Raw genomic sequence first — 23748 nt, 5'->3', positions numbered from 1 at the left:
GAAACGCTTAATGCTGCGGCTAGACGTCGTCAGCGCTATGCGGCTCGTTAGGCTCAGGATTGCCTACAGAAAGCTCACCACCTCCTCCGTAATCAGCACGACCGGCAGCTTGCGAGGCTCTCGCGCGCAGGCGATGCGCTCGGCAATCTCGCCGTGGCCGAGCGTCACGCCGTGGAAAAGGTGCGACGCACAGACCATCTGGTTGAGATGCGGCCAAGAGATCCCTGTCACACCAAGTGAACCTGGAACGTATGAACTTCCTCCAAACGGGCGATCGGCTAAAACAATCGGCTAGGTTGCGTTGCCGGCGACAAACTGCCCACCGTCGTGTCCTCGAGCATGCGGCGGCTCACCTGAGGCAACAGAAAACCTCCTGTATGAAGGGGTCTGCTCTGAGAACGCTCGGATCCTCTCAGACGGCAGTCGGCGCGAGCGGCTTCGTTCAATCACCAATCAACAAATGTCGTGTCAAAGACTCACTTTCAGGGAAATCCAAAGCGTCACTTGTGGAGTCCAAATCGACGGTTGGGAGTTCTTCATGGACGGCAGTTCCTGCCGATGCTCGACTGTTGATCGTTGACCACTGCTTGTCGCGGCGGCGTTGCACCGAGGAGGGTATGCGCATGGCTTCGCGGTACTTCGCGACCGTGCGGCGGGCAATATCAATGCCCGAGGCGCGCAAGCGTTCCACGATGGTGTCGTCCGATAGGATCGCGGAGGGCTCCTCCGAATCGATCAGCTGCTTGATGTGGTGACGCACCGCTTCCGCCGAATGCGCTTCGCCGCCGTCGGCCGAGGCGATCGAGGCCGTGAAGAAATATTTCAGCTCGAATGTGCCGCGGTTGGTCGCCATGTATTTGTTGGCGGTGACGCGCGACACCGTGGATTCATGCATCTGGATGGCGTCGGCGACGGCCTTCAGATTGAGGGGGCGCAAATGCGCGACGCCGTGGGTGAAGAACCCGTCCTGCTGGCGCACGATCTCGGTCGCCACTTTCAGGATAGTGCGGGCGCGCTGGTCGAGCGCGCGCACCAGCCAGGTCGCGTTCTGCAGCGCGTCGGTGAAATAGGACTTGTCGCCGTCCTTGCCGATCTTCTTCGACAGCTCGGAATAATAGGTCTGGTTGACCAGCACGCGCGGCAGGGTGTCGCTGTTGAGCTCGACATGCCAGCCGCCGTCGGGACCCGGACGGACATAGACATCGGGCACCATGGTTTGCAGGCGCGCCGAGCCGAACTTCATGCCGGGCTTGGGATTGAGGCGGCGGATCTCGCCGATCATGTCGGCGATGTCCTCGTCGTCGACGCCGCAGATCTTGCGCAGCGCCGCGACGTCGCGCTTGGCGAGCAGATCGAGATGCTCGACCAGGGCCTGCATCGCGGGGTCGTAGCGGTCGAGCTCGCGGAGCTGGATCGCCAGGCAGTCGCTCAGAGAGCGCGCGCAGACGCCGGGCGGATCGAACTTTTGCAGCACGGCGAGGACGTTTTCGACCTCGGCCTGCGATGCGCCAAGACGCTCGGCAGCCTGGCCGAGATCGGGCGGCAGATAGCCGGCCTCGTCGACGAGGTCGATCAGGTACTGGCCGATCATGCGCTGCGCGGGCGTGGTGAAGGCCACCGAGAGCTGCTCGGCGAGATGGTCCGACAACGTTGTCTCGGCCGCGACAAAGGCCTCAAGATTGTAGTCTTCGTCACCGGAGGCGCCGCCGCCCCATTCGGTATAGGTGGTCGGCGCGGCATCCTGGGCGTTCCGCGCAACTGCCTCGGCCAGCTGTTCGCCGCTGACCTGATCGACTTCAGTCGGGGCTTCGGCGCCAGCTACATCGTCATTGGCTCGCTCGAGCAGTGGGTTTCGCTCGAGCTCCTCCTCCACGAAGCTCGTGAGATCGAGATTAGACAATTGCAGCAGCTTGATCGCCTGCATCAGCTGCGGCGTCATGACCAGCGACTGCGACTGCCGGAACTCTAATCTCTGCGTGAGCGCCATGAAGCAAGAACCTTTACTGAAGTTGGCCCGCGTTTTGCCCTTCTAGTCAGGAGCTGATCCACGCGTATTTGATGTCGCGCAAAAGCAGGTGCGAGGTGAGATATTTAATGAAGGCAGCCAACAGCCGGACACCGAAACTCTTGCAGAACTCAAGTTCCGTTCTCCGTGAAACTAGAGAACTAGAGATTAGGAGGTGGCACTTTGACCCGAGGACATGAACCACCACAGTTTCACTGTGGCGACACTCCGATGAAGGACTTGGCAGTCCGCGGCAGTTTCGGTGAGTCCTGAGAGTATCCGCGATCCTACACCATCCCGTAGGACCACCGGCAATAGGTGCGCTGGGCTTCATTGGTACCTGCCCGTCACTCCGACAGTCCATTGACATAGAGCCTTGCTGCACGGTCGGAATTGACACGAACTTTGAAGCCAATCATGGAAGAACGTCCCCAAACGGATTGGCACTAAGGCTTGCGGTCAAAACAGTTGAGGTGGCGGGTTGAAATGGCCGCGAGATCGGCCGTGCGCCAAAAGAGATTGCGAGGTTATCGTCGCGTTCGGCTGCCTAAAGTCCGCCGCTTGTTAGCGCAGCGCCTGCCCCATGTGCGTCGAAAACCAGTCCCTCGCCCAAATTGCTGAGGCAAATCGGCGGAAGATCGAACAGCGGGCACTATTGTGCCTGCGCTTCGACTTATCCTGGCGAAGGTCCCAACGCATTCGCGATGTCGCTTCTGGGCCTCTCACGCATCCGAATCTGGGAAGGATACTTTCCTCCTCCAAATTGGCCGGCGTGGCCGGGACGATCTTGTCGGTTTGTCGAGAGCCTGCGCGAGTTGCTTCACACGAGGCGAAGGGCGTCCGCACGGGCGTAGACCGCCATGCTGTTGCCTATGGCATCGAGCACCACCTCATCGCTGGCCAGCAGAGTCTTGCCGGCGCTTTAGCGCACTCCGCGTCATATCAGTGTTGCCGGCGGAGCCTGCCCCAAAACAACATCCCTCCGAAGCTTCGCTGGATACCGAGTCCAATCGCTCGTCTCATCGCTATCTGAGCTGCGGCGAGACGACAACTGCGAGTTAGCGCTCTTGCTACAACGCAGTGAGTCGCAGAGGTGACCAGCTCCCACCTCGAACTCCCGGCTCATTGCCTATATCCCCGGACCCGGATTTCGTGCTCCCGCTGCCTCTGTGCCGATGGTAGCACGATACAACACGCTGCAGAACACCGCAGCGAAACGTTGGCACCGGCAGATCTCATGCCGGATACTAACACCATTGAGCGGCCAAACGAAAAGCTCAAGCGGCGGATCAAGATCAAGACAGTTTGCCATCAGTCGCCGCCACGGCAATATTGTCCTGGGCTGCTCACCTCCTGCTAGATCAACATGCGGCAAGGTCGTTGCGCTGGAGAACCCTTACCACAATGCTTAGATAGGCGATTCATCTCGCTGCACGAGCAGGTCGCTACGTGGATGGAAATCGCGCCACAATTGTAAGCCGTGCGCTGCCCCCTCGGTGAAGCGCACGGCTTCAGCGACATGGCTTCGTCCACCGGCAAGCCGCTGCCATAGGGCGAACCACCTTGCCTCGGCGAATCACATCAGGCAGCGGCACCTCGATTGCCTGATCGGTAAGGCCGGGACGGCTGGCGCGGCCTCGATCGCCTCGAGCGGTTGCTGGAGAGAATGAAGATCATGTCGGCGTCTTCCGCCGTCGCGTTGAGCCGCCTGTTTAGCAACACTAGATCGCTTGGGAGGCGGATTGAGTCTGGCGCAACAAGACTTGCCTGCAACGACGACGCCCCAAGTCCACACCGGGCGTTGTTGAGGGACACCGCATACGCGCGCGTGCGCTTGCCTGCCCAACTATCTGGTTTGAGCCGCTTTCGTTGAAGTACATCGTCGAAGCCACTTGAGATCGGTTGTCCCGATCGTCGGCAATAACAGAAGAGCTCGCCCGAGGACGGGGCCTTTGATCGTGCCTTTAAACGGGCGCGGAGTTAAATCAGGCGGCGTCGGGTTGCTTTGTGTACAGCATTTGTCCGGTTCGCCGCCCCTAGCTTTCTGACGACGTTCTTCATGTGAAAGTTGACGGTATTCTCGCTGACATCCACAAGTCGCCCGATGACCCAGGCTGACTTTCCTTCTGCGACCCAGTATAGGCACTCTGTTTCTCGCTCTGTTAGCGGAATGTCTGTCGCGCAATCTTCATCAAGCGGCGGTGTAATCTGCGCGACAGCGTTGTGAAATGCCGACGCCAATGTCGTGAGATGAGCCATGCGATCCTGTGGATCGGCATCATCGAAGGGAGATGCGAACGATACGAAAGCCAATCGGCCTTGCGATCCAAACAATGGCACGCTCATGCCATGCTTAAGACCTGCTTCTCTGGCCTCGTGTAAGACGCGCAGCTCACGGGGCTGCAGTTTGTATCGACGGGTTAGTTCATCCCAAAGAAAGGGGCTTGGCAGCATTGCTGTCCGCCGGACTACCGGGTCGATCGCTCGATACTCTTGCTCAGCATAGCGTTGGCACCAATCAGACGGGAAGTTTATAGTTGGCGGAGGCGGCAGATAGTCCAGCAGACGACGCTCATTCGAGCAGGTGAGTGCTCCGTACGCGACTTTATTAAAGCCTTCATTGCTTGCGCAACTCACAAGAAGATCGAACAGCGCTTTGATTGATTTTGTCTGTTTAGCGCAATCGACGAAGCTGAATAGGTCTGGCCCGCGGCTTTCCCGTCTGATTGAAGAGAGTGGCATTGCGCCGTGCGATTGGTCATCCATTTCTATTTCTCATTTTACTTGCACAGGTGTTGGCTCTGCTTCTTGCAGCTGGACGCGGTGGGAAAGCGCCGGGCCCGAAATGTTTGCCCGGGTCCCAGCGCGTGCCGATCAGATAGGTGGAACAAACCGATGCGCGCCGCCCGCAGGTTGAGCCAACACGGAGCTGTCTTCGTTCGTTGCCGGCCGGTCCGGTTGCTAACCGAGCTACCGAACCGTCACGTGCGTATCCAGCCCCTCGAAAGTATGGCTGGCAAATGATGCAACGGTTGCGGCGGACAAGGTCAGCACTTCTCGTAAGAACATACCAACGTCTGGAGCGCCGACGTAAAGAAGTGCGCTCGGCACGGAACTCTTCGCGCAACTCGGCACACCCCAGGTCACGGACCGGTGCAGCCCCTCTCAGGCGCTTGCGCATGTTGGGCCGCCACTCGCGGACATTGACAACCAGCTGCTTGATAAGGACGACAACGTGCATGCGATCCTCAGGACTTCCAAGAACCAGCATGGCGGGCACAGCAATTCTCGTACCACTTTCCGATTTGGCAAAATGGCCCCTTAAGATAGAGGCACTCAGAGAAAGACGGTCTCATCTGAGGTGTTTCGAGCGGATGCGACATACGTCAAACATGCGACAACGTCTCAGGCGCGACATCCAATTGATATAGATCAAGAGCATGATTGCGGTTGCCTCACCTGCATTGACGCGGAACCGGATGGAAGCTGCCTGTGAGTTCGGTCCTAACTCCAGTACGGGCCTTTCCATCCTTGAAATCGAGCAGCGGAGCAGCAGTTTATCTTGCGGGGTCTTTGAGCAGTCGAGGACCGGCGCTTTCAGCGTTTCGCTGTGGCGCGCCTTTGCGAACCGCCCCCTTCGTCGTCGTGAGGACTTGCCCACTCGTTGCAACCCCGAGGAGCGAGCAAATGAAAGAGGAAAGAACCACTGAAGGCTCGTCGTGGATTGATCTGGGGCGCGCTGTTGATAAAGACTCCGGCGTGGCGGAGATGCTGCGCCTCTCGGCCTAGGCGTGGGGGTCTGAAGCGGATTACACGCCAGCTCGGATGCAGCCTTCACGCGATGAAGGGCTAGTAGCGGCCGGTGGGGTGAAGCCGTTCAAGTCGTGTCCGTCCTAGCTCTCGCGCACCACGGTCTTCAGGTAATGGTAGGCCTTGATGATCTCGACCAGGCGATCCTCCGTAGAGCGGTCGCCGCCATTGGCATCGGGATGGTGCTGCTTGACCATCGCCTTGTACTTCGCCTTGATATCGCCGAGCGTCGCATTGGCATTTAGGCCCATCACCTGCAACGCTTTCCGCTCGGCATTTAAAATCTTGCGCGCCTCAGGCTTGGCCTCCGCGCGGGGGCGCGCACCGGCGCGTCCGTTCAGCTCGAGTTGCGTGCAGAAGGCATGCCAGTCGTCCTCGAAATCGGCCGCGCTGCCGGCCATTTTGCGGGCGCTGATGTTCTCGCCCATTTTCCAGGTCGGACGATGGCCGGTCAGCGCGTCGTTCTGGTACCGCGCGACCGCTTCCGCGTCCATCCCCGAGAAGAAATTGTAGGACTCATTGTATTCGCGAACATGGTCGATGCAGAAGTGCCAATATTCGCGCGCATTGTCGCGGCCCTTGGGCGCGGGATGGGTAGCCTTGTTCTGGCAACCAGGCCATTCACATAGCGCTGCGGTTTGGCGCTCCCGCGCTTCCTTCTTGTTGATGCGAATGGAGTCGAAGATTTTGGAGGTGTCGATCAGCATGACTGGCTCCGTTAGCGGAGCGGCAGTTAACAGCGCCGCTTGTCTGCTAGAGAATTGGTTTGGACGGCGAGTTGGATTTGTCTCGGCCTGTGCGTCTAGTTAGTGGCATGATGTAGCAGGCGGTTCTTAGCAATCGACGTGCCAGGACTGGCGAGCTTGGTTCAGGCAAGCATCTCTTTGCGATTCAAATCGACTCAACTGCCATTTGCTGTCGGGTTCTGCACATAGAGGTCTTGAACGGGACCGGGTGAATACGAAGAAAGCGGGAGCTGCGCAGGAATCTGGGTGAATACGCGCTCAGAGAGTCAGCGTATCCAGGGCGGATGGCGAACCTGCGAGAACTTCTTCAAGGAGCCGATGTGGCCCGACGAGGCGATCAACATCCTGCCCTTCGGTCAGCCGTCTGCGGTTGATCATGCACTGCTACAAATTCTCCGCAACATAGCGCGTCATCTGTTCGTCCGGGCCGTCCAGACGGAATTGCCGCGTTTCGGAGACGCTGGCGAGCTGAAGCCGGAGCGGATGGTCGCGCCGGGCCGTGCGGCACGGCCATGGCCGGCGCGCAACATCGCAACGGATATCGGCGCAATCGAGATTGCCAGGCTCAAGGTGAGGACCGGGGCGCGAGCGGCTCGCGTTGGATGGGCTTCACCTTGTTGATTTTTCCAGTCTGAACGCTGCGAACTGGGAGCATCGATCCCCTGCTGCCCGCCCCTTAGCTGCGCGCTATGTCGACAGGCGATCCAGGAGGCGCTCTCGGCTCTGCTGGAGGGAATGCACCGAACCTTTCGCCTTCGATGATGTCGGGCCTGAATGACCAATCGCAGGTCGAATACGAGCGCCGGCAGCACAAGACCGTCAACGTGCTCAAGGACATCCCGAGCTGGTTTGGAGTGGCAAGAAGGCTATACAAGACTTCAATGGCGCCAAGCCGGGGCGGTCGCGGAGCATGCACTTGATACCTTCGCCGAAAGCCGCGCCAAACATGCGCGTGACCTTAAATACCGGACAAGGATCGCCAATCTGGAGCCCATTGGCTTTCTATGACTTTCCCGCCGAGCACCAGAGCCAGCTGAGAACTGCAATCCAATCGAGAGCATCCGCCGCGGTGCAGCACACGAGCCTGCGAGCCAAGGAAGCGTTGTCGCCACACGCTTGATGGTGCAAGGTGATGGGGTGGCGTCGAAAACGCGCTGCGTTGACTGAAGAACCACAATCAGTTGCCGAGATCGTCGCGGCGTCAGAGTGCCGACGCGATTGTGCTCGTCCCGACGACGCAAAGCCATGCCGCCTGCTCGGTTCCGTCACGAATCGCGGTCAAGAGCGGCGAAATGACTGTTCTGAGATCACAATCCGGTAAGTCTCTAGGCGCGTCAGCTTGTCGACAGCTGGTTCTGATATAGCGAAAGAGAGTGGCGCTATCGGCGGGCATCGCCAATCGACTCAAACCCGGGGAGTTGCCATGGGCCTATTTAACCGCATCAACTCATTCGACCGTGACCACGCCGCAGGGTCACAACCGCAAGAGCAGCAAGCGGAGTTTGAGCCGTACTTGGATGAAGTGCCGCAGCTTGATGCCCCTGCCGTTGCAGAGATTCCAGCTTCTTCAGATCCCTACTATTTTCCTTTGTCTGAGGAAGAGCGCAGCCTCATCGAGGCTTTGGAACTTGGGAACCAGGGGGCCCACGGTCCTCATCCCGAAGACGCCGTCACCAGACACCTCGGCGACACCGCCGCCCAGCACAGCGCGCCGCGGGAAGCTTGGACTTGGCCGAAAGAGCTACCTGCGGAAGGTCACGATCAGAACCCGTTGCGGGGGATGATGGGCGAGCCCACCCTGACATCGTGTCTCCCAACCGCGCGCGATCACCAGGGACCGGACCGCGGAAAAGCTGTACTCCAGTTCAACTGGGGCGACGGCTACCAACCGGCTCGGAACGAGCTGACCGGGAGCGCTCCCTCTTCAAGTCACGCGGTCCTCATGGGTGAGGATTACACCGGGGAGTTGAACCCTGCGAAGAGGCAAAGAACACTAAGCCATACGGAAGGGGATGCCATCGGACGCCAGCTGAGCGAGCCCGGCAGTTCAGTCGTTCGCGAGCTGATCGAAGACGCCGGAGCACCGTTTCAGGCCAGCGGTCGGCTCATCCTTCCTGCGGAAGGCTACGATCAGGATCTGCTGTGGGCTACGGTGGGAAACGCCGGTCCATCGTCGTCTCTCGAGCCAACCGAGGGTCATCACCAAGCCCTGGATTCAGAATCGGACTTTCGTCCCTTCAGTTTCCGGCAGGGCGGCCAGCAGGCGTCCGCTGCGTTTGGTCATAGCAACGTCCCGCCGAGCCAGGACAGCCGACCCAACAGTTTTATCGTTCACAACGACCGCTACACGGCGCTGTTCGTGCCCGCGTCGACGATGAGGGGTAGCACCCCTTTCAATCCGCCAGGTCCTGCCATTCCTGCGAGATCGCGACCGGAAAACGATCCGCAGCCCAGCGCGCAGCCAGCGAATCGAGCCTCACCATCGCTGCCTGGACCGTCGATGGGGCAAGCCGCTGCGGCGTCCTCCTCCAGGGCTGAGAGGACGTCCCCGCGGCGGGGCGAGAGTTAGACCGCCCTCTTGAGGCCGGAAGGCCGCAATGACGTTTGGCACATCCATCAGCCGAGAATGTTAGATGCCGAGGGACAATCCCACGCTCAGAACCCGTTCACATAGCCCCGGTATTGGACGTCTTATTGGATCATAGCTTGCTAAAGCGAGTCTTGCGAGTTTGGCGTGGTTCTCGGGGGCGCGGGTGAGCGCTACCCTGCCCGTTTAACCTGCGCGATCATCGCTGTGCGGCTCCTCGTTGAGCCGCACAGCCATCGCCCTTTGATCTTTCCGAACGCCAAAGCTGCGAAGAACACCTACGGTGTTATTGCCGTTGCGTTGTACACCATTGCCATTGATCGGGGGCCTCGGCTCCGCGACAGGGGCGCATCATCCCAGAAAAGAGGCTGCTTCCCGCCCCCTCGAAAAGGCGTCCGCTGATACCCCAACCGACGAGTTCCGCATGGCAGCAGTTATATCTCGGGATTTTCAGGAGACCGAACTTTAGACCACCCAAGAGTGTGAAGCCATTGTCGGCGGCTTGCCGGACCGCCGGAAAGTAAGCGTATCGCGACGCTGGTAGGCTTACAGTCTCGATCGGGCGACATGAACTCGCCGCCTTGATATGCGGATCTTTGCTCGGATCCCACTGACTTGCAGCCCCTTCCAGCACCGCCAAGATGACAGTAACGCGGAAGGCGATCCGTAGCAGCCGCTGCCGCAACGAATGCGAAATTCCGATTTGGGGCGTGAGGCGCGATTAGACGACCCTACCGATTTGTGCAGGAGATTTCGCGGCTCATGTCAGTTAGCTTTGCTGGGTGTTAGGAGATTTCTTCAATGTTGATTATTGAAACTGTTTTGAAGCCAGACCAGTTTGGCGGTATTGGACTTTTCTCCGCTGCCCTTTTGCCCAAAGGTTCGCTGATTTGGATTCACAACCCGATCGTTGACATCGCGGTGACGCCTGAGCAGTACGATACTCTAGCTCCAACATTTAAAGCTCTGCTTGATAAGCATGCCTATCCAAGAAACTACAAGGCCAATGATGGTGTTATAGAGTACAATGCTGACAACGCCCGCTTCATGAACCACAGCAGTCAGCCAAACACATATCAGGACGATCATTGCCGAATTTTAACCGCGCGTGATGTACAACCGGGTGAAGAACTGACTTGCGATTACCTGTCCTTGGATCCAACGTGTGACCTATGGTGGAATAAAGAACCATCGGTGAATGTTGATGCCCCAACGGGCTAGGCTGCAGTGGATTGAATTCGCCGTCTGACAACTTGACTCGTCGGCGAATTTACGGGCAGAGTTTCGGCAAGGCCATCGACCGACGCAGCTTTTTGCGGCTGCCTCCTCGAGCCTGAAATTATTGCGAGTGTAGCCTTGTTCGACATCTCTGGCGCGCAGAGTGCCCTGGCCCGCACGTCCCGAAACGTGCTTTCGATGACGTATAGCCGCGACGCGGAGTTCACAACTCTCCAGAGAATACCGTAGATGAGATCTCCGCAGATGATCTCGCACTTACTTCAGAATCTGACGACGCTCCTTTAATCCCCATTCTCTGCTGAGATGGTGCAGGAGCTGCGCCCTTAAGTATCTTAGCATGCGCTGATTGTGCAACGTCAGAGTCGCAGATGTGCTGTTCAAAAACGCACTTGATGAGATCGCTTGCGGCTCGATCTTTGCCCTTCGATTACTTAAGTCTTGCGGCGGCATGGGAGCCGACGACTCGTCATTGCTTGGATTACAAAGTGGCATCCCGGCGGCGCCGCAGATGCACGCACGGGTGTGGTGGCTACCGTAGGGACGATCAGCATGCGCGCAAAGCGCGAGATCACACCAGCCATGCCGAGCGTCATCGGTCGACGCGAGAAGGGACGAATCCTGCACGAGCTTTGCACCGTCAGGATGAGATCGTAAGCACGCAATCCGACCACTGTCAGTGGACGGGGCATCGGGATCGGCCGTACCGCGGCGGCCAAGCCGGACGTATGGAGCTTCCATTTGCGCTGCACTGATTGTGGTATGAGACGCCTGACCGGCTCTGCAGTAATCGGCTCGTCGCGAGCCGTTCTTGCTCCAAATCGGGATCGTATACTTTGCCTCCAGTGCGCGGGAACGAAGCCCCCTTATACAGCTCAAACATTCCTTCCAGGTCCGGACGAGTGATGGGAGGATCGGTTAGAACGCCCCAATGCGATCTTGCCGGCGAGCAACAAAGCAAGGAGCGACTCGTGTGCCCGCGTAAGCCCCGCTCTCTTCAGAAGTGTCGGCGCTTGGAGCTGGACTTGCGACCCCGCGTCAGATGGGAATACTCCGCTGAAGCATACAACGCGCGTCTAGAGTTTAGCATGCAAATTACCTAACCGCTCCAGCCCCTGCTCAATGAGAGAAATTGGAAGATAGCTGAAACACACGCGCATGTGACGGCCACTTCGTGGGCCATAGATCCGACCATTTGTAAGGTGCACGTCGTGCTCGCGGCTTGCAGCGTCAATAAACCTCTCCGGATCCGTACCCGCGGTAAGGCGTACCCAGAACGAGAAGCCCCCGCTTGGCACACTATAGTCCGGCTCGCAAATCCGGCTGCGCTGCAGTAACCTATGTACGCCGTCTCGCTTCGCTCGGTAGTGCTCCCGCAAGCGTGTTATGTGCGAGTCAAGAGCGCCCGATTGCAACAATCCCAAAACGACGTTGCTTAGAACCGGACTTACGCCGCCGTCGCGTTTGAGGTGCGCAAGCCTGTTGATAATGTCCGACTCCGCAAGCACCCAGCCTAACCGTAGTCCGGGCCCGGCAACTTTTGAGATGCTATGGACATTGATCACGTTGTCGCCCGGCGCCAACCAATGCACTGGACCGTTATAGGGCAGCTCAGCATAGACAAGATCTTGCACCAAGAGAGCGCCACTGCGGGCTAGCAGTGCGGCCAATTTGGCCGCATGGTCGCACGACATCTGGCGCCCGGTTGGGTTATGAAATGCTGGCATCGTGTAGAAAAGCTTCACCCGGGCAATGGTCTGCAGCACTGTCTCCACTTCGTTCAGATCCACTCCCTCTGCAGCCAGACCTAGCTGGACCACGGTTGCACCCGCGATCGAAAATGTACGCAGTGCACCCAAGTAGGAGGGGTCCTCCGTCAGGACCACGTCGCCGGGGTCAATCCAGCCATCGGCAAGCAATTGCAAGGCCTGTGAAGCTCCACCCGTAAGCATAATTTGGTCATGCCCCACACCGTACCTCAGCGCGAGCCTTGTGCGAAGTTCCGGCAAACCCGCCGCATCCGTATACTGCGGTAGATCGGAGAGGGCCACACCTGTACCTCCATCAAACGCGCCTGGCCACGGCAGTTCTGCAAACATCACCGGGTCGGCAAGCCCGTAGCCGAAATTAATACCATGCTTCGCGGTAGAGAAGTCGAACGGCGCGAAACCCTGAGCGATGGCGCTGCGTTTTGAGATGCGGGAATTCATGGCTTCGTCATTCGGATCGTCATGATTGCGAAATCTGTTCTTTGCAAAAGCGCTTATTGTACTCTGCGGCGAAGCTTTCGGGTATTGGCGCGCTGAAACGGGGAAAGTCCACCAACGTCTTTGGCTGAGCTGCTATGGCCGATGTCTCGAGGGACGGCCGCCACGCACCGCCAAAGAAATGACGGCCGTAGGCCACCGCCAACTCAGGTACTACGGGATAGAGAAGGCTCAGGAACAGTGAGATCTGCGCAGCATTCCATGTCCAATCGTCTGCATGTGCGAAGCCAGCTAGCTCGAAGTAGCTGTCGATGATATCAAGCGCATCCCAGAAACGCAGTGCTGTGACCGAATCGGCATAATCCTCAGCGAAGCGGCGGAAATTCGGGGAGAGTTCGGTGCTCTCTACTGTACGGGGCTTTTCTGCACACCGCCGTAACGCATCTTCCCAGACCCCAATGCGTGACGCTGCCGAGATGAGTCCGTCGAGATTAAATTCGTTTGCGTCGGTTCCAAAGGGCTTGGCCACTCGCGCCAATGCATAACGGAGTACGTTTGGCCCCACGTCACGCGCCACTTCATCGGCCCAAAGAGCATGATCACGACTGGTGGAAAACTTCTCGCCTTCCAGCTTATAGAAATCCTGGACGGAGTGATTCTTTGGGATTGGGTAGCCGCGGGCGAGCTGAGCGCCGGCCACACCTAGCGTGTAATAGAAGCGATTATCTTGGCCCATGAAGAAGACAAGCTCGCTGTTCTGGTCGTGCAACGTCGCGCTTGCGTCCAGACCTAAGCGGTCGCATTGCTCGCGAATTCCGGTGTCGAAGCACCAGAGGCCCTCAAACCATGTAAGCAGCGTTTGGCCGGCTAGAGATTCAGGCTGTCTTACCTCAACTCCGTGCCTAAAATGGCGGGTCATCGGCAAGTCGCGCACCTCCCGGTGCAGCCAAGCGCGCGCCTTGGCGCGTATCGGCTCGGGCCACGCGCTTTCTCCAATGGCTTCGTCCAGCTGGCAAGCGAGACGTGGCATGTCGAACACGGCCTGCTTGATGGCCCTTAGCACAAGATTGCGGCCGCAGGTGACGTGCCGTGCGTCACGGATTGTGCCGTGCTGAACAGCCAGCCCGCAGCTCTCACACAGATTGCTGTCGCAAGGCGATGAGCAGGCCGGGCAACGGCCAGTTGCGAGCGAGTCCGCAACGAGCTCATCGCAACGTTCGCAATACAGCTGGACGCCCTGCCGTACGTCGATGTAGCCGGCCTCTTGCAGCTCGCGGAATATCGCTAGCGCATTCTCCTTGTGACTCTCGCTAGATGTGCGCACGAACACATCAGGCGTAATTTGCACGGCACGCAAACACTCTAGGATCTGATGAACGTATTGTTCTGCGACCTCGCTAAATGATCGGCCGAGCGTTCGTGCCGTTTCGAGCGTATGTGTGCCGTGCTCGTCTGAGCCGGTGATGTAATAGGCCCGATGGCCGGTCATGCGTTGGAAGCGGACGAAGATATCAGCGAGTAAATACACGCCGCCGATGTGGCCCAGATGTAGTTTGCCGTTAGGGCAAGGCGGCGCAGGGCAGACAAAGTAAGTGCGCACGTCATTCCCACCAGATCGAGATAAACTTGAGAGTGCTGTCTTGGCTGATATTGCGGATAGTGTGCGTCTGATGTGGCGACATGTAACACAAGGTCGCTTCGCTAACATTACGGACGTGGCCGTCGACTTCGAACTCTCCGCGACCAGAGATCAGCAGCCACAGCTCGTGCTCCTGATGTTCGTGCGGGTCGACCGCATCACCTGGAGCGAGCTCCACGACTGACGCGCCAAATGCCGGGCTGAGACCCTCCGGCAGATGCTCCAAAAGGCGCCAGACCAGAACTCCGTATTCGGATCTCATCAGAGAATGATCGAGCTGCCTCGTGTACACGTTGGTCTTCCTCGGACGTGGCTATCAGTCGCGATAGAATATGCCATTGGGACGCTTTAGGTTTTCAAGATCGGCTACCGCTTCCTCTGGTGGGTTGTAGGCGCGCTTCATGCTGTTGTATTCGGTGCGTGTCGGCCCCCCAGTGGATGCGCGCTGGAATACCAAGTGAATCGCACGACGCGACCGATCGCTCTTGTTTGGCAAGGAGTAATGGGGCGCATAATCGTCGAAAATGAAAACATCACCAGCTTTCAATTTCACCGGTTCCCATGCGAAGGTTTCGGCGATCTCCGGGTAAATCACGCCGCCGGCATCCATCGGAAACATTCCTTCCCTATGGCGAGCTGGCGTGAAGAAGAGCCCACCGTTACCCGGGTCGGAGTCGTCCACGGCGATGGATGCAATTGCGTGAACCATGCGGTCGGGTATCCTGTGCGGCACATGGTAGATGTCCTGATGAGGGCGGTATCCGCCACTGTCCGGATACTTGAAGATCAGAAGTTCCTTCAACATCCGTGTCTTCTCATTCAAGAGTGTCTCGACCGCTATACGAATGCGCCCATCGGCCAGGAGCGCCTCCCGTAGAGGGCCATGGTAGTCTAAGAAGTTCTCGGCCTTGGAGATAATCTTCCGGCTGTCACTCGTCTTCTCAAACCACAACATCCACTTATCGGAGCTTACATTCCAACGTGCAACTTCCTCAACGTAACGAGAAATCTTGTCGCGCGTGGCTGGATCGAAGAACCCTTCCAATCGAAGATATCCATCCTGATGCCATTTCGATTGTTGTGCCTCAGTCAGCATGTGTGAGCTCCTTCTTAAGATGAGGCGGATCACTTGTGCTTTGCCCGAGGCGGGTTGCTAGCACCGCATTAAGAGCGGCCGCGCTCAATAAGCTCAGCAACATCACGTCAAGGCCGTATCCACGGACCAACTGCCCTCCGACCATAGGAAAGCCGAAGAGCCCGAGGAAGTATGCGAGGGTAAAGATCTGCGAGGTGGTGGGCACCGATACGCCGTGCTCGCCGGCGAGATTGACGGCTATCGTGTTCAAGGTTGAATAGCTTAACCCATAGCCGACGGCAAACAGCACTGTGGCCGCAATATAGAGTGAGGTGCTGCCAGCGTTGAGAAGGAACAGCACCAGAGACGCAGCAGTCAGGAGGATGAGCGTGAGCGCCAGTCGGCGTAACGGCAGGCCGCCCATGATGTGAGCGACTGAGAAGCGCAGTACCACGCTTGCAGCAGTAAAAACGAGAAAGAACAGATCGGAATTCAAGTGACGTGATGCGGAATACGCGCTCTGATATGTGGACAGCCCCGCGAAGATACAGGCCGAAATCGCAATCATGGCGATCGGGAGCGCTGTGCATTGCTGAAGCAGTGCCGTAGTCGCGGCAAGTGTAATCGCGATATCCGGCATAGCCAGTGCCGATAGCTTCGACATCGCGAGTCTTGTCAGGTCTACGCAGGCGGCGGCGATCACGCACGCAATCGCAAGCACCGCATAAATCGTGGCCAACGAACCAGTGTATTTCGCAAGCAAGTGACCAAGTGGAGTCGCTAGGCCGAGCCCAGCCATTTGTGATCCGGATAGGACCGTCAAATACTGAATACGCGCTGATGGCCGTAGATGGCGAATGATCTGCAGCGGCGCCAGAATGAAGAACACTGACCAAGCAGCGCCCACCAGTAGTCCTCCAACGTACGCCGCTCGCATATCGAAGGCAGCGCCGGCAAAGGCTAGCATGGCTACCGCCATAATGAGCGATGCGACAGTCAACGTGGGTGATAGGCCTATCTGCTTTGCCAGCCACCCAGCCAAGCAACAGGAAACGAGAGTCGTAGCCATACCGCTGGAAATAATAAGACCCGCGGCTCCACTATCCGCTTCGAGCGCATCCATGTAGTCCGGCAATAGAAAGCTAGTGCCGTAAGCTGCTGCAATGACGATGGAGGCAATCAAAAATGGTACAAAGGCGCGGTAGTCGAGCGTGCCTGGAAGCTGGTCGGCGGGGTTGGCCGTTCCATCCGCAAACCGGCCCTGCAGCGGTGAGGTCGAGCCGCCGTTCATGTGCTACCCAATACCTGTCGGGTTGATCGCATCGCAACCACACCGCTGTCTCGTTCAGACGGGTCTGAAGGTGCGCAAACCTCAATCATCTGCCTGTCGGATGTATTCAAATAGAACGGTCGGCCGAGGAGGCTATTAATAATTTGGCTGTTGCGGTACGCCACCAAAGATAGATTGGCACTCTGCAATCCGTGCTGCACCCGGCTTTGATTTTGAAGATAAACTGGTCCTGGCATGTGCCGACCGAATCGGACTGCGTAGTCCGGGCCGAGTATGGGCAGGCCATCTTCCGTACACGCGCCCTCGAGGAGGCCCTCCAAGAAGGGCGGCGTACGTGGCTGGAAACCTGTAGCAAGCACTATACGATCGACAACGATGCAGCTATTTCGCTGCGTTGCGATCTCATCTAGATCTACTCGCCAGCGCTTTTTGTGGGACGTGATGTCTTTCACGACTACGCTGGACAACACACGAAAACGGTCGGCCAGCGTGCCATCCACGCTGCGTTCGTACAGCATTTCATACAGGCGATTGCACAAATCGACCGAAATACCATCGCTCGTAAGCATCTCGCCCTCGACCAGGTCCCGGCGCTGCTGAAGTGGTAGGGCGTGAAAGCGACGGCTATAGGAGGGCGTATAAGCCTCATTCACAAAGCTGTTGTCGTCGATGGAGAACAAGTTTGAACGCGACGTTGCCCACGTGATTTGGGTGGATAAAGAACGAGTAAGCATGTCCTCAATAATCTCAGCCCCGCTCTGACCACCTCCCACGACGAGCACATGCTCGTTTGCACGCGGAAGCTGCCGCTCGAGATAGTCGGCTGCATGGTAGACAGTGTCACATAGAAGAGATCTCGCGCAGGGAGGGATCTTGGGCTCCACGCCAACACCCACAACAACAGCGCGCGCCAGGTATGTGGTTGTATTTGTGCTGATGCGGTAGCCGTTCCTAAACGGAACAACATCCGTGACGTCCTCCGAGAAGCGGAGCGTATTGAGTCGCCCTGCGACCCACCGGTAATAATCAATGAACTCCTGCCGGGACGTTGAAGCATTGCGCTTGTTGACAAAGCTGTAGAGCCGGCCATGCAGTGCCAAATAGTTTAGGAATGAGTATGGGCTGGTAGGATCGACGAGGGTCACGCAATCCTTGAGCGGCGACACCTGCAGGCGACTGTTCGGCAGTGCGAGGCCTGGATGCCAGAAAAGTGTTTCTCGCCTCTCCAGGAAAAGTGCGCGGAGCGGAGTAGGTTCAATAAGCGCTGCAAGACTGAGGTTAAATGGGCCGATCCCAATTCCGATGACATCCAACATTTCCACAGAAGTCTCTTTGAGCTCGTGTAAGTTCTTGCCCTTCGCGCTCGTGTAAGTCCTCTCCGGGTCCTTCGCTTCATTACCGAAGCACGTCTGTGTGACTTGGGATGGGGCAGCGGCTTGGCCTGTAGCCGCGGGAGGCGTGGTGAATGACGCATCCGCAATAGCCGCGTCTGGCAAGACGTCTGTTGAAACCGGCAACAGTCTCATACGTGTGAACACTAAAGTCCGCCTGCGACCTTCTTCACCCACCTCATCCGGTGATCTCTGTGCTCATTAGCAACCGCCGTGCCACCCACAAGATCTCGAGCTGCGCCTTGTTGGACGAGAAGAACATGCCCACGTACGGCGTTTCGTGCGGAGTTGCTCCGACAGCTCCTGTCGGATTTACGACATTGAGGCAGCAATCGGACATAACATACGGAATACGAAGCGCGGAGGTTCGTAGGAAGAAATCAACACACCGGGAATGCCCATCTATGCCGACAATGCGCAAATCACCACGACCCTCCACGCATCGTCAGCGTTACAACAAGTGTCGGTGACGATCTACATCGAGAGTGGACTCGGCGAGTACGTCTATCATGTCAGTAAAGGAGCGGTACGGGCCTACAAGCTGCCTTCCGACGGGCGACGCCAGATTGGCCCGTTTCACCTACCAGGTGATATTTTCGGATTCGAGAATGGTGGGGTACACCGATTTTGCCACGAAGGCCGTTACGCAGGGCGCTGTTCGGCTGATCCAAGAGGCACACTCTTGATGCAATCACCCACACTGACGCAGTTGTCTGGCGCACGTTGCTCAGCATGACCAAGGCTAAATTGCAGCACACGGAGAACCAAATGCTGCTGCTTGGACGTAAGACTGCTCTGGAGCGCGTTGCCGCATTCTTGCATGAGATGGATGCGCGGCTCATGACTGCTGATGTTATGTCACTGCCAATGTCTCGCCGAGACATCGCGGATTACCCTGGCTTGACCATCGAGACCGTCTCACGCGCAGTGTTGCAATTGCACAATAGTGGTGTTCTTGCTTTCGTTGGCAAAACTCAACGCGAGATCATGATTCTAGACCGGCAGCGGCTCGCTAGTTTCGACCTGCGAAGTTGAGCGACGGCCGAGTGCTTGCAAGCCGTAACTCGGGACGAGCAAAGGTGACGCGGCAACGGGCTTGTCAGGCAGCCGTTCGGCGAGCGGCGAATCAGCATGAACAACCTCGTGGTTGCGCTAGACTCCCTTCAATTGATGGATGATCCGTATCCTAGATCCCCTTCAGAGCGTGTTCGCAATCCTTGGCTCGCGTGCCCAATGCCGTTGCCAACCGCTCGATGACAGCGTTTTCCAACCCCTCGTTTTGCGCGTCGGTGCGAATGTCCGTCACCAGGTCAGGAATCTGCCCGGCCATGGAGATCAGCCTGGTGATGAGCACGTCCGCATCGACGCGCGTCTCACGTGCAAATTTTTGCCAGTGACGCAAGCCAATGTGATCGAGCTTGTATTCACCCCCGACTTTCATCGCGAGCTTGACTTTGCGCTGACCGACGTGGTCGTAAGGAAGAATGCTGGCGATATCGTAAAGGGGAGCGAGACGCACGAGAGGACCGCTGCCCAGAAGCAATGAATAGTTCTTGGCGTGAGCATCAGAGCCTCCAATGAGCCAGTTGAAGATCAAAGCGCTGACGAACGTCTCAACGTCAGCCTCGCGGTCTGTCGAGTAGGTCCGCAAGAGCTTGACCACATCGGCAGGCGCAGGTCCGCCCTCGTTCTGGTATTTCTTGGTCGGCGGGATACCCAGGGCCTGACAGATATCTTCCTGATGAACGCGGATAATGTCGTTCCCGCTGACCTGCCGATCGTAGCGTTCAACCACGATCGCTATTTCCTGTTCGAAGCGCATCACCTTGGTTTCGGCGGCTGGCAGCCCGAGTTCGCGTGCGAGCTGCAGGCAGATATGCTCATTCTCGGCGTGACCATCGAAATGGCCCGTCGGTGGTTTCAAAATGTGGGTGGTTGGTATGCGCCCGGACGGAATGCCCCATTTGTTGTCTTTGAGGACAAGCGCGGTTTTCGGCTGGGCGCCTGCAAGACTGAATTGACCCGTGTCGCTGGGCAGACGCCAGGCAGCGTGATCCTCGCGCAAGACTCGAAGCCGATTTGCTATTTCCGGCTTATCCAGCCATTCGATCTTATCGTCTTTGCCTGTTTTCAGAGCCTCCAATCGATCAGGCGTGACGAACTGGATGGCCCCGGCGCAATCCTCTCCGACGTTAGAGATGAGGGCAAACACGTTGCGCGCCGATACCTGAAATTTCTTGGCCCAGCGCTCGAGCACCTGCTCGTTGTCAGGAAGCAGCCCCCACAAGAACGACTGAACAGTGCTTGGACCGTGCTCCTCCGCGGCAAGCGGCATGGAAAGCGACAGGGAATAGGCCCCCTCCGAGTTGCGCCATGCATTGTCATATACGAAGGTCAGCCGGCCGCGCGCGTCACTGCGGACGCGACCGACTTCGGTGCCATCCAAGAGTGCAATGAGCTCGGCCATTATGTCTTGCCTTTCTTGGCTTTGGTGACGATGGCATTGATATCAACTGCGGAGGTTGACCTGCGGCTGTTGGGCCCTTCACTGTTGGCGTCCACCGGGATGCCGAGAACGTCGAGAGCACGGAGGACAAGGGCCAGCTCCGCGCGGGGATGACCATGCTCGACGTTAATCACCCATTGACGGCTGACGCCGATCCGCTTGGCCAGTGTCACCTGGTCTAGCTTGAGGCGTTTGCGTCTGTCTCGAATGACGGCGCCGAGGTCGGCAGGCGTACGGATAAGCATGACAACTCCAAATGTCAGCGTTCACTTACATTAGCATATGTCGTCGCTCGCTGACAATTCAACATGTCGCCATTCGGCGACATTCCGATCGTTGACATATCAAAAATCACAACGTTTTCAGAGACATAAAGTAGACCCCCTGGCACTGCCCGCCAATCCTGCTCCGCTACGGCAAGTTCCTCGGCTGTTCGGTTCTCCTGCTCGGATGTGACACCGAGTGGCGGCTCCTCGCGGGCACGCGCACGCGGCGCGCCTGGGATCCCAACCAGCGCCCTGCATTTTGCAGAGGAGTGGCACCTTAGAGCTGCACGGGAAGCACGTTCGCAGTGATCAAGAAGTTCGTCCTCGCGAACGCAAGACCTTTAAGGACACTGCGGAGCAGCTTCTGCGGGTCCGCCATGCAGAGGTCGGCCGTACTTTCCTCTGCACCTTTTGAAGAGAATAAGCTTGCCGGTGATGAGGATGCGCACCATAATCTCTGCAAGGAATGATGAGATTATGCCGTATATCCATGAATTACCGCAATGGCCGACTTTTCGCTGGAATATGCAAGGAATTGCCGACCGCTTGCTTGGTTGCCGTGCGTCATAAGCAGGGTCGTCTGCTCGGCCGCATGGAGCGCCTCGGCTTCCAGCTTAAAGCTGAAGCTACTCTTCAGACCCTCACCGAAGAAGTGGTGAAGTCGAGCGAGATCGAAGGTGAGGTTCTCGACCGTGACCAAGTCCGGTCGTCCATTGCCCGTCGCTTAGGCATGGACATTGGTGCCCTCACCCCCTCCGACCGCTACGTCGAAGGGGTGGTGGAGATGATCCTCGACGCCACCGAACATTACGCGGACGAGCTCACAGCTGAACGCCTCTCTGGCTGGCATGCGGCGCTCTTTCCCACCGGTCGAAGCGGTATGACTAAGATCGTGGTTGGCGCGTGGCGCACGGCCGAGACCGGGCCAATGCAGGTTGTCTCGGGTCCGATGGGTCGTGAGCGCGTGCACTATGAAGCGCCAACGGCCGATCGTCTCGATGAGGAAATGCGAGGTTTCCTGAAGTGGTTCAACGGCGAGGCCGCCGGCATCGATCCCGTCTTGAAGGCCGCTCTCGCGCATCTTTGGTTCGTGACCATCCACCCGTTCGAAGATGGAAACGGCCGTATTGCCCGTGCAATCGCTGACCTTGCGCTCGCCCGGTCAGAACAGAGCGCGCAAAGGTTCTACAGCATGTCCGCGCAGATCCGGCGCCAGAGGAGTGACTATTACACCATCCTCGAACGAACCCAGAAAGGAGACCTCGACATCACCGATTGGACGTCGTGGTTCCTCGATTGCCTGGATCGCGCCTTTGATGGCGCGGATGCCATTCTCGGGGGAATCCTCCGCAAAGCGGACTTCTGGGATCGTCACGCGGCTCGCCAGCTCAATGCACGTCAACGGATTGTCCTCAACCGCCTGTTCGATGGATTTGAGGGGAAGCTGACGTCCTCGAAGTGGGCAAAGCTCACGAAGGTGTCCCAGGCGACGGCGGCAAGGGACATTGAGGAACTGATTGCACACGGCATCCTCAAGAAAGATGCGGCCGGCGGCAGAAGCACCAGCTACTCGCTCGTCGACACACAAACCTGATGGCGAACGATGAAGGACGACCAGGAAGAAGCGTTTGAGAAACGCCTCTCAACCCAACTTAGCCGCAACATCGACTTCGTTAGATTCGCGGAGACAAAGAACGCTGCGTTGCTGACGTTTTCCTCAGCATGGATCATCGGCTCCATAAACCTGCTGACTGGGCAGGCCACCCTACCCGCTGGCTACGCTGTAGCCTTCTGTGTTGCCCTGCCCCTATTCGCCGCGGCCGGTCTTGTGTGCATTCTGTCGTCTTAGACCGCTTTCAGCAAGATGACGACGACAAAAGCCTTCTCTATTGGCGGCACGTCGCCGAGATACCAGTCGGGCGCTATCATGCGCGAGTAACAGAGCGCTATAAGCCGCAAGAGAACCACAGCGTCACCGAGCGTTACCTCGATGATCTATGTGTGCAGATATTTGTCAATGGCCGCATTGCCACGCCTAAGTTCACGATGTTCAACATCGCGGCTGGGTTCGTGTTCGCAGCAGTCTTGGTCCTTTCGCTGCCGCCAATCTGGTGGGGTATCCGACACTTGCTGCGCTAACCTCGCGTAGGGCGCCTTTAAAGCGCGAAGCCTCAGCATTACTCAGCGACACGTGAGCGAACGCCATTGAGAGGAAGATCGCGGAAGAAACGCTCCAGATCAGGATCGTAGAGCACGCCGTTCCCGAGGATCATGGAGACATGTCCATCAAGCCCGTCTGCTGATCGACGCTCCTGAATGGTGATGTTCGAAGCCGGCCTTACCTTGTCCACAAGTTCAATCTTCACCCGGCCCCCCATACGGCGAGCCAGCATCAACGAAGGCGTTCAACTTGCCCGGCGCTATCCGGGCCGCCCGCCAGTTATGTGGGAGCGCTGCAGCCGAGGGGAGCTATGCGGGATTTTGGGTGACGAGGTGATCAGGCGGCGTGGTTTGCCGGCACGTGGATGACCTCGATGCCGTCGACACCTGCGATGACCTTCGGCAACTGATTTGTGCCTTTGAGCCGCCGCCAGGTCCTTGATGCGGCGACCACCAGCTTGAACACCATCAGTTTGGCGGTGGTGGGCGATAACGAGCCCTTCGTGCGCACCGTCCTGTGCCGCACGGTCGCGAACACGCTCTCGATGGGATTGCTGGTGCGCAAGTGATCCCAATGTTCGGCTGGGAAGTCGTAGAAGGCCAGCAGCGCGTCGCGATCCTTGATCAGGCATTCAACCGCCCGGCCGTACTTGGCGCGGTATTTCTCGGCGAAGACATCGATCGCCGCTTCGGCAGATGCCCGGTTCGGCGCCCAATAGACCTCGCGCAGATCCTTCTTCATGGCGGCCTGCACCGAGAGCGGGACCTTGTCCAGGACATTGACCGTCTTGTGCACCCAGCATCGCTGGTGGCGCGTGCCGGGAAAGAC

At 57.9% G+C, this 23748-nt stretch carries 19 protein-coding genes and 1 pseudogene; 6 read left to right on the top strand and 14 right to left on the bottom strand.

Features of this window, described 5'->3' with window-relative positions; translation table 11 throughout:
• Positions 1 to 63 precede the first annotated feature (63 nt).
• The 4 genes from XF30_RS38440 to XF30_RS10950 all read right to left on the bottom strand — a co-directional run bounded on the left by XF30_RS38440 (position 64) and on the right by XF30_RS10950 (position 6522).
• Complete coding sequence (locus XF30_RS38440; protein WP_192893103.1) at positions 64 to 231, bottom strand: hypothetical protein; 168 nt, start codon at positions 229 to 231, stop codon at positions 64 to 66.
• 211 nt (positions 232 to 442) lie between these two features.
• Complete coding sequence (rpoN, locus tag XF30_RS10960) at positions 443 to 1987, bottom strand: RNA polymerase factor sigma-54 (protein ID WP_502696088.1); 1545 nt, start codon at positions 1985 to 1987, stop codon at positions 443 to 445.
• A 1998-nt stretch (positions 1988 to 3985) separates the two neighbouring features.
• Positions 3986 to 4771, bottom strand: coding sequence for a helix-turn-helix transcriptional regulator (locus XF30_RS10955; RefSeq protein WP_349644139.1), 786 nt, complete (start codon positions 4769 to 4771; stop codon positions 3986 to 3988).
• Positions 4772 to 5898: 1127 nt separating this feature from the next.
• Positions 5899 to 6522: a J domain-containing protein gene (locus XF30_RS10950; RefSeq protein ID WP_109142682.1), complete on the bottom strand. Its 624-nt coding sequence runs from the start codon at positions 6520 to 6522 to the stop codon at positions 5899 to 5901.
• A gap of 1462 nt (positions 6523 to 7984) precedes the next feature.
• Here XF30_RS10950 and XF30_RS10940 point away from each other — a divergent pair.
• On the top strand, positions 7985 to 9130 hold the full coding sequence (locus tag XF30_RS10940) for a hypothetical protein (protein WP_244608907.1): 1146 nt from the start codon (positions 7985 to 7987) through the stop codon (positions 9128 to 9130).
• An 819-nt stretch (positions 9131 to 9949) separates the two neighbouring features.
• Entirely contained in the window at positions 9950 to 10369 is a 420-nt protein-coding gene (locus XF30_RS10935; protein ID WP_109142680.1) for an SET domain-containing protein, read from the top strand.
• 1091 nt (positions 10370 to 11460) lie between these two features.
• On the opposite strand, the gene XF30_RS10930 is transcribed toward XF30_RS10935, so the two are convergent.
• The 6 genes from XF30_RS10930 to XF30_RS10905 are packed head-to-tail and all read right to left on the bottom strand — an operon-like array spanning position 11461 to position 17912.
• Positions 11461 to 12594, bottom strand: a complete 1134-nt coding sequence (locus tag XF30_RS10930) for an aminotransferase-like domain-containing protein (protein ID WP_109142679.1) — start codon at positions 12592 to 12594, stop codon at positions 11461 to 11463.
• Positions 12595 to 12613: 19 nt separating this feature from the next.
• A complete protein-coding gene (locus XF30_RS10925; protein ID WP_109142678.1) occupies positions 12614 to 14191 on the bottom strand; it encodes a class I tRNA ligase family protein in 1578 nt (525 codons plus the stop codon).
• 1 nt (position 14192) lies between these two features.
• A complete protein-coding gene (locus tag XF30_RS10920) occupies positions 14193 to 14492 on the bottom strand; it encodes a cupin domain-containing protein (RefSeq protein ID WP_244608906.1) in 300 nt (99 codons plus the stop codon).
• 54 nt (positions 14493 to 14546) lie between these two features.
• On the bottom strand, positions 14547 to 15326 hold the full coding sequence (locus XF30_RS10915; protein ID WP_109142676.1) for a phytanoyl-CoA dioxygenase family protein: 780 nt from the start codon (positions 15324 to 15326) through the stop codon (positions 14547 to 14549).
• On the bottom strand, positions 15316 to 16596 hold the full coding sequence (locus XF30_RS10910) for an MFS transporter (protein WP_109142675.1): 1281 nt from the start codon (positions 16594 to 16596) through the stop codon (positions 15316 to 15318). Before XF30_RS10910 ends, XF30_RS10915 begins: the two co-directional genes overlap by 11 nt.
• Positions 16593 to 17912, bottom strand: a complete 1320-nt coding sequence (locus tag XF30_RS10905) for a lysine N(6)-hydroxylase/L-ornithine N(5)-oxygenase family protein (protein ID WP_244608905.1) — start codon at positions 17910 to 17912, stop codon at positions 16593 to 16595. The genes XF30_RS10910 and XF30_RS10905 overlap by 4 nt, the downstream gene beginning before the upstream one ends.
• Before the next feature lie 469 nt (positions 17913 to 18381).
• On the opposite strand from XF30_RS10905, the pseudogene XF30_RS10900 reads away from it, so the two are divergent.
• Positions 18382 to 19022, top strand: a pseudogene (locus XF30_RS10900) (helix-turn-helix domain-containing protein).
• A 151-nt stretch (positions 19023 to 19173) separates the two neighbouring features.
• On the opposite strand, the gene XF30_RS10895 reads toward XF30_RS10900, so the two are convergent.
• Together XF30_RS10895 and XF30_RS10890 are read right to left on the bottom strand one after the other, a co-directional pair.
• Positions 19174 to 20454, bottom strand: a complete 1281-nt coding sequence (locus tag XF30_RS10895; protein ID WP_244608904.1) for a type II toxin-antitoxin system HipA family toxin — start codon at positions 20452 to 20454, stop codon at positions 19174 to 19176.
• On the bottom strand, positions 20454 to 20738 hold the full coding sequence (locus XF30_RS10890) for a helix-turn-helix domain-containing protein (protein WP_109142672.1): 285 nt from the start codon (positions 20736 to 20738) through the stop codon (positions 20454 to 20456). Before XF30_RS10890 ends, XF30_RS10895 begins: the two co-directional genes overlap by 1 nt.
• Positions 20739 to 21249: 511 nt before the next feature.
• Here XF30_RS10890 and XF30_RS10885 point away from each other — a divergent pair.
• Genes XF30_RS10885 through XF30_RS40070 form a run of 3 tightly spaced genes read left to right on the top strand, consistent with a single transcriptional unit; the run spans position 21250 to position 22898 of the window.
• Complete coding sequence (locus tag XF30_RS10885) at positions 21250 to 22353, top strand: Fic family protein (RefSeq protein ID WP_349644138.1); 1104 nt, start codon at positions 21250 to 21252, stop codon at positions 22351 to 22353.
• Positions 22354 to 22362: 9 nt separating this feature from the next.
• Positions 22363 to 22608 carry a Pycsar system effector family protein gene (locus XF30_RS10880; RefSeq protein ID WP_109142671.1) on the top strand — a complete coding sequence of 82 codons (246 nt, stop codon included), beginning with the start codon at positions 22363 to 22365 and terminating at the stop codon, positions 22606 to 22608.
• Positions 22590 to 22898 carry a Pycsar system effector family protein gene (locus XF30_RS40070; protein WP_502696087.1) on the top strand — a complete coding sequence of 103 codons (309 nt, stop codon included), beginning with the start codon at positions 22590 to 22592 and terminating at the stop codon, positions 22896 to 22898. Before XF30_RS10880 ends, XF30_RS40070 begins: the two co-directional genes overlap by 19 nt.
• A 38-nt stretch (positions 22899 to 22936) precedes the next feature.
• On the opposite strand, the gene XF30_RS10875 is transcribed toward XF30_RS40070, so the two are convergent.
• The gene (locus tag XF30_RS10875) at positions 22937 to 23125 is read right to left on the bottom strand and encodes a hypothetical protein (RefSeq protein WP_349644137.1); all 189 of its coding nucleotides are present in this window, start codon (positions 23123 to 23125) and stop codon (positions 22937 to 22939) included.
• Between the two features lie 131 nt (positions 23126 to 23256).
• Positions 23257 to 23748, bottom strand: a 492-nt coding sequence (locus tag XF30_RS10870) for a transposase (protein WP_146207789.1), incomplete at its 5' end; no start/stop codon positions are given.

It is taken from the genome of Bradyrhizobium sp. SUTN9-2, from assembly GCF_003122645.1.
Taxonomy (GTDB): Bacteria; Pseudomonadota; Alphaproteobacteria; order Rhizobiales; family Xanthobacteraceae; genus Bradyrhizobium; species Bradyrhizobium yuanmingense.
Note: the sequence above shows the minus strand (reverse complement) of the source record. Positions and strands in the feature narration are given on the sequence as shown.

Excerpts from the sequence above, each read along its gene's own strand:
- rpoN (WP_502696088.1), bottom strand. The coding sequence starts at position 1,987 with ATGGCGCTCACGCAGAGATTAGAGTTCCGGCAGTCGCAGTCGCTGGTC.
- XF30_RS10955 (WP_349644139.1), bottom strand. The coding sequence starts at position 4,771 with ATGGATGACCAATCGCACGGCGCAATGCCACTCTCTTCAATCAGACGG.
- XF30_RS10950 (WP_109142682.1), bottom strand. The coding sequence starts at position 6,522 with ATGCTGATCGACACCTCCAAAATCTTCGACTCCATTCGCATCAACAAG.
- XF30_RS10940 (WP_244608907.1), top strand. The coding sequence starts at position 7,985 with ATGGGCCTATTTAACCGCATCAACTCATTCGACCGTGACCACGCCGCA.
- XF30_RS10935 (WP_109142680.1), top strand. The coding sequence starts at position 9,950 with ATGTTGATTATTGAAACTGTTTTGAAGCCAGACCAGTTTGGCGGTATT.
- XF30_RS10930 (WP_109142679.1), bottom strand. The coding sequence starts at position 12,594 with ATGAATTCCCGCATCTCAAAACGCAGCGCCATCGCTCAGGGTTTCGCG.
- XF30_RS10920 (WP_244608906.1), bottom strand. The coding sequence starts at position 14,492 with ATGAGATCCGAATACGGAGTTCTGGTCTGGCGCCTTTTGGAGCATCTG.
- XF30_RS10915 (WP_109142676.1), bottom strand. The coding sequence starts at position 15,326 with ATGCTGACTGAGGCACAACAATCGAAATGGCATCAGGATGGATATCTT.
- XF30_RS10910 (WP_109142675.1), bottom strand. The coding sequence starts at position 16,596 with ATGAACGGCGGCTCGACCTCACCGCTGCAGGGCCGGTTTGCGGATGGA.
- XF30_RS10905 (WP_244608905.1), bottom strand. The coding sequence starts at position 17,912 with ATGTTGGATGTCATCGGAATTGGGATCGGCCCATTTAACCTCAGTCTT.
- XF30_RS10895 (WP_244608904.1), bottom strand. The coding sequence starts at position 20,454 with ATGGCCGAGCTCATTGCACTCTTGGATGGCACCGAAGTCGGTCGCGTC.
- XF30_RS10890 (WP_109142672.1), bottom strand. The coding sequence starts at position 20,738 with ATGCTTATCCGTACGCCTGCCGACCTCGGCGCCGTCATTCGAGACAGA.
- XF30_RS10885 (WP_349644138.1), top strand. The coding sequence starts at position 21,250 with ATGAATTACCGCAATGGCCGACTTTTCGCTGGAATATGCAAGGAATTG.
- XF30_RS10880 (WP_109142671.1), top strand. The coding sequence starts at position 22,363 with ATGAAGGACGACCAGGAAGAAGCGTTTGAGAAACGCCTCTCAACCCAA.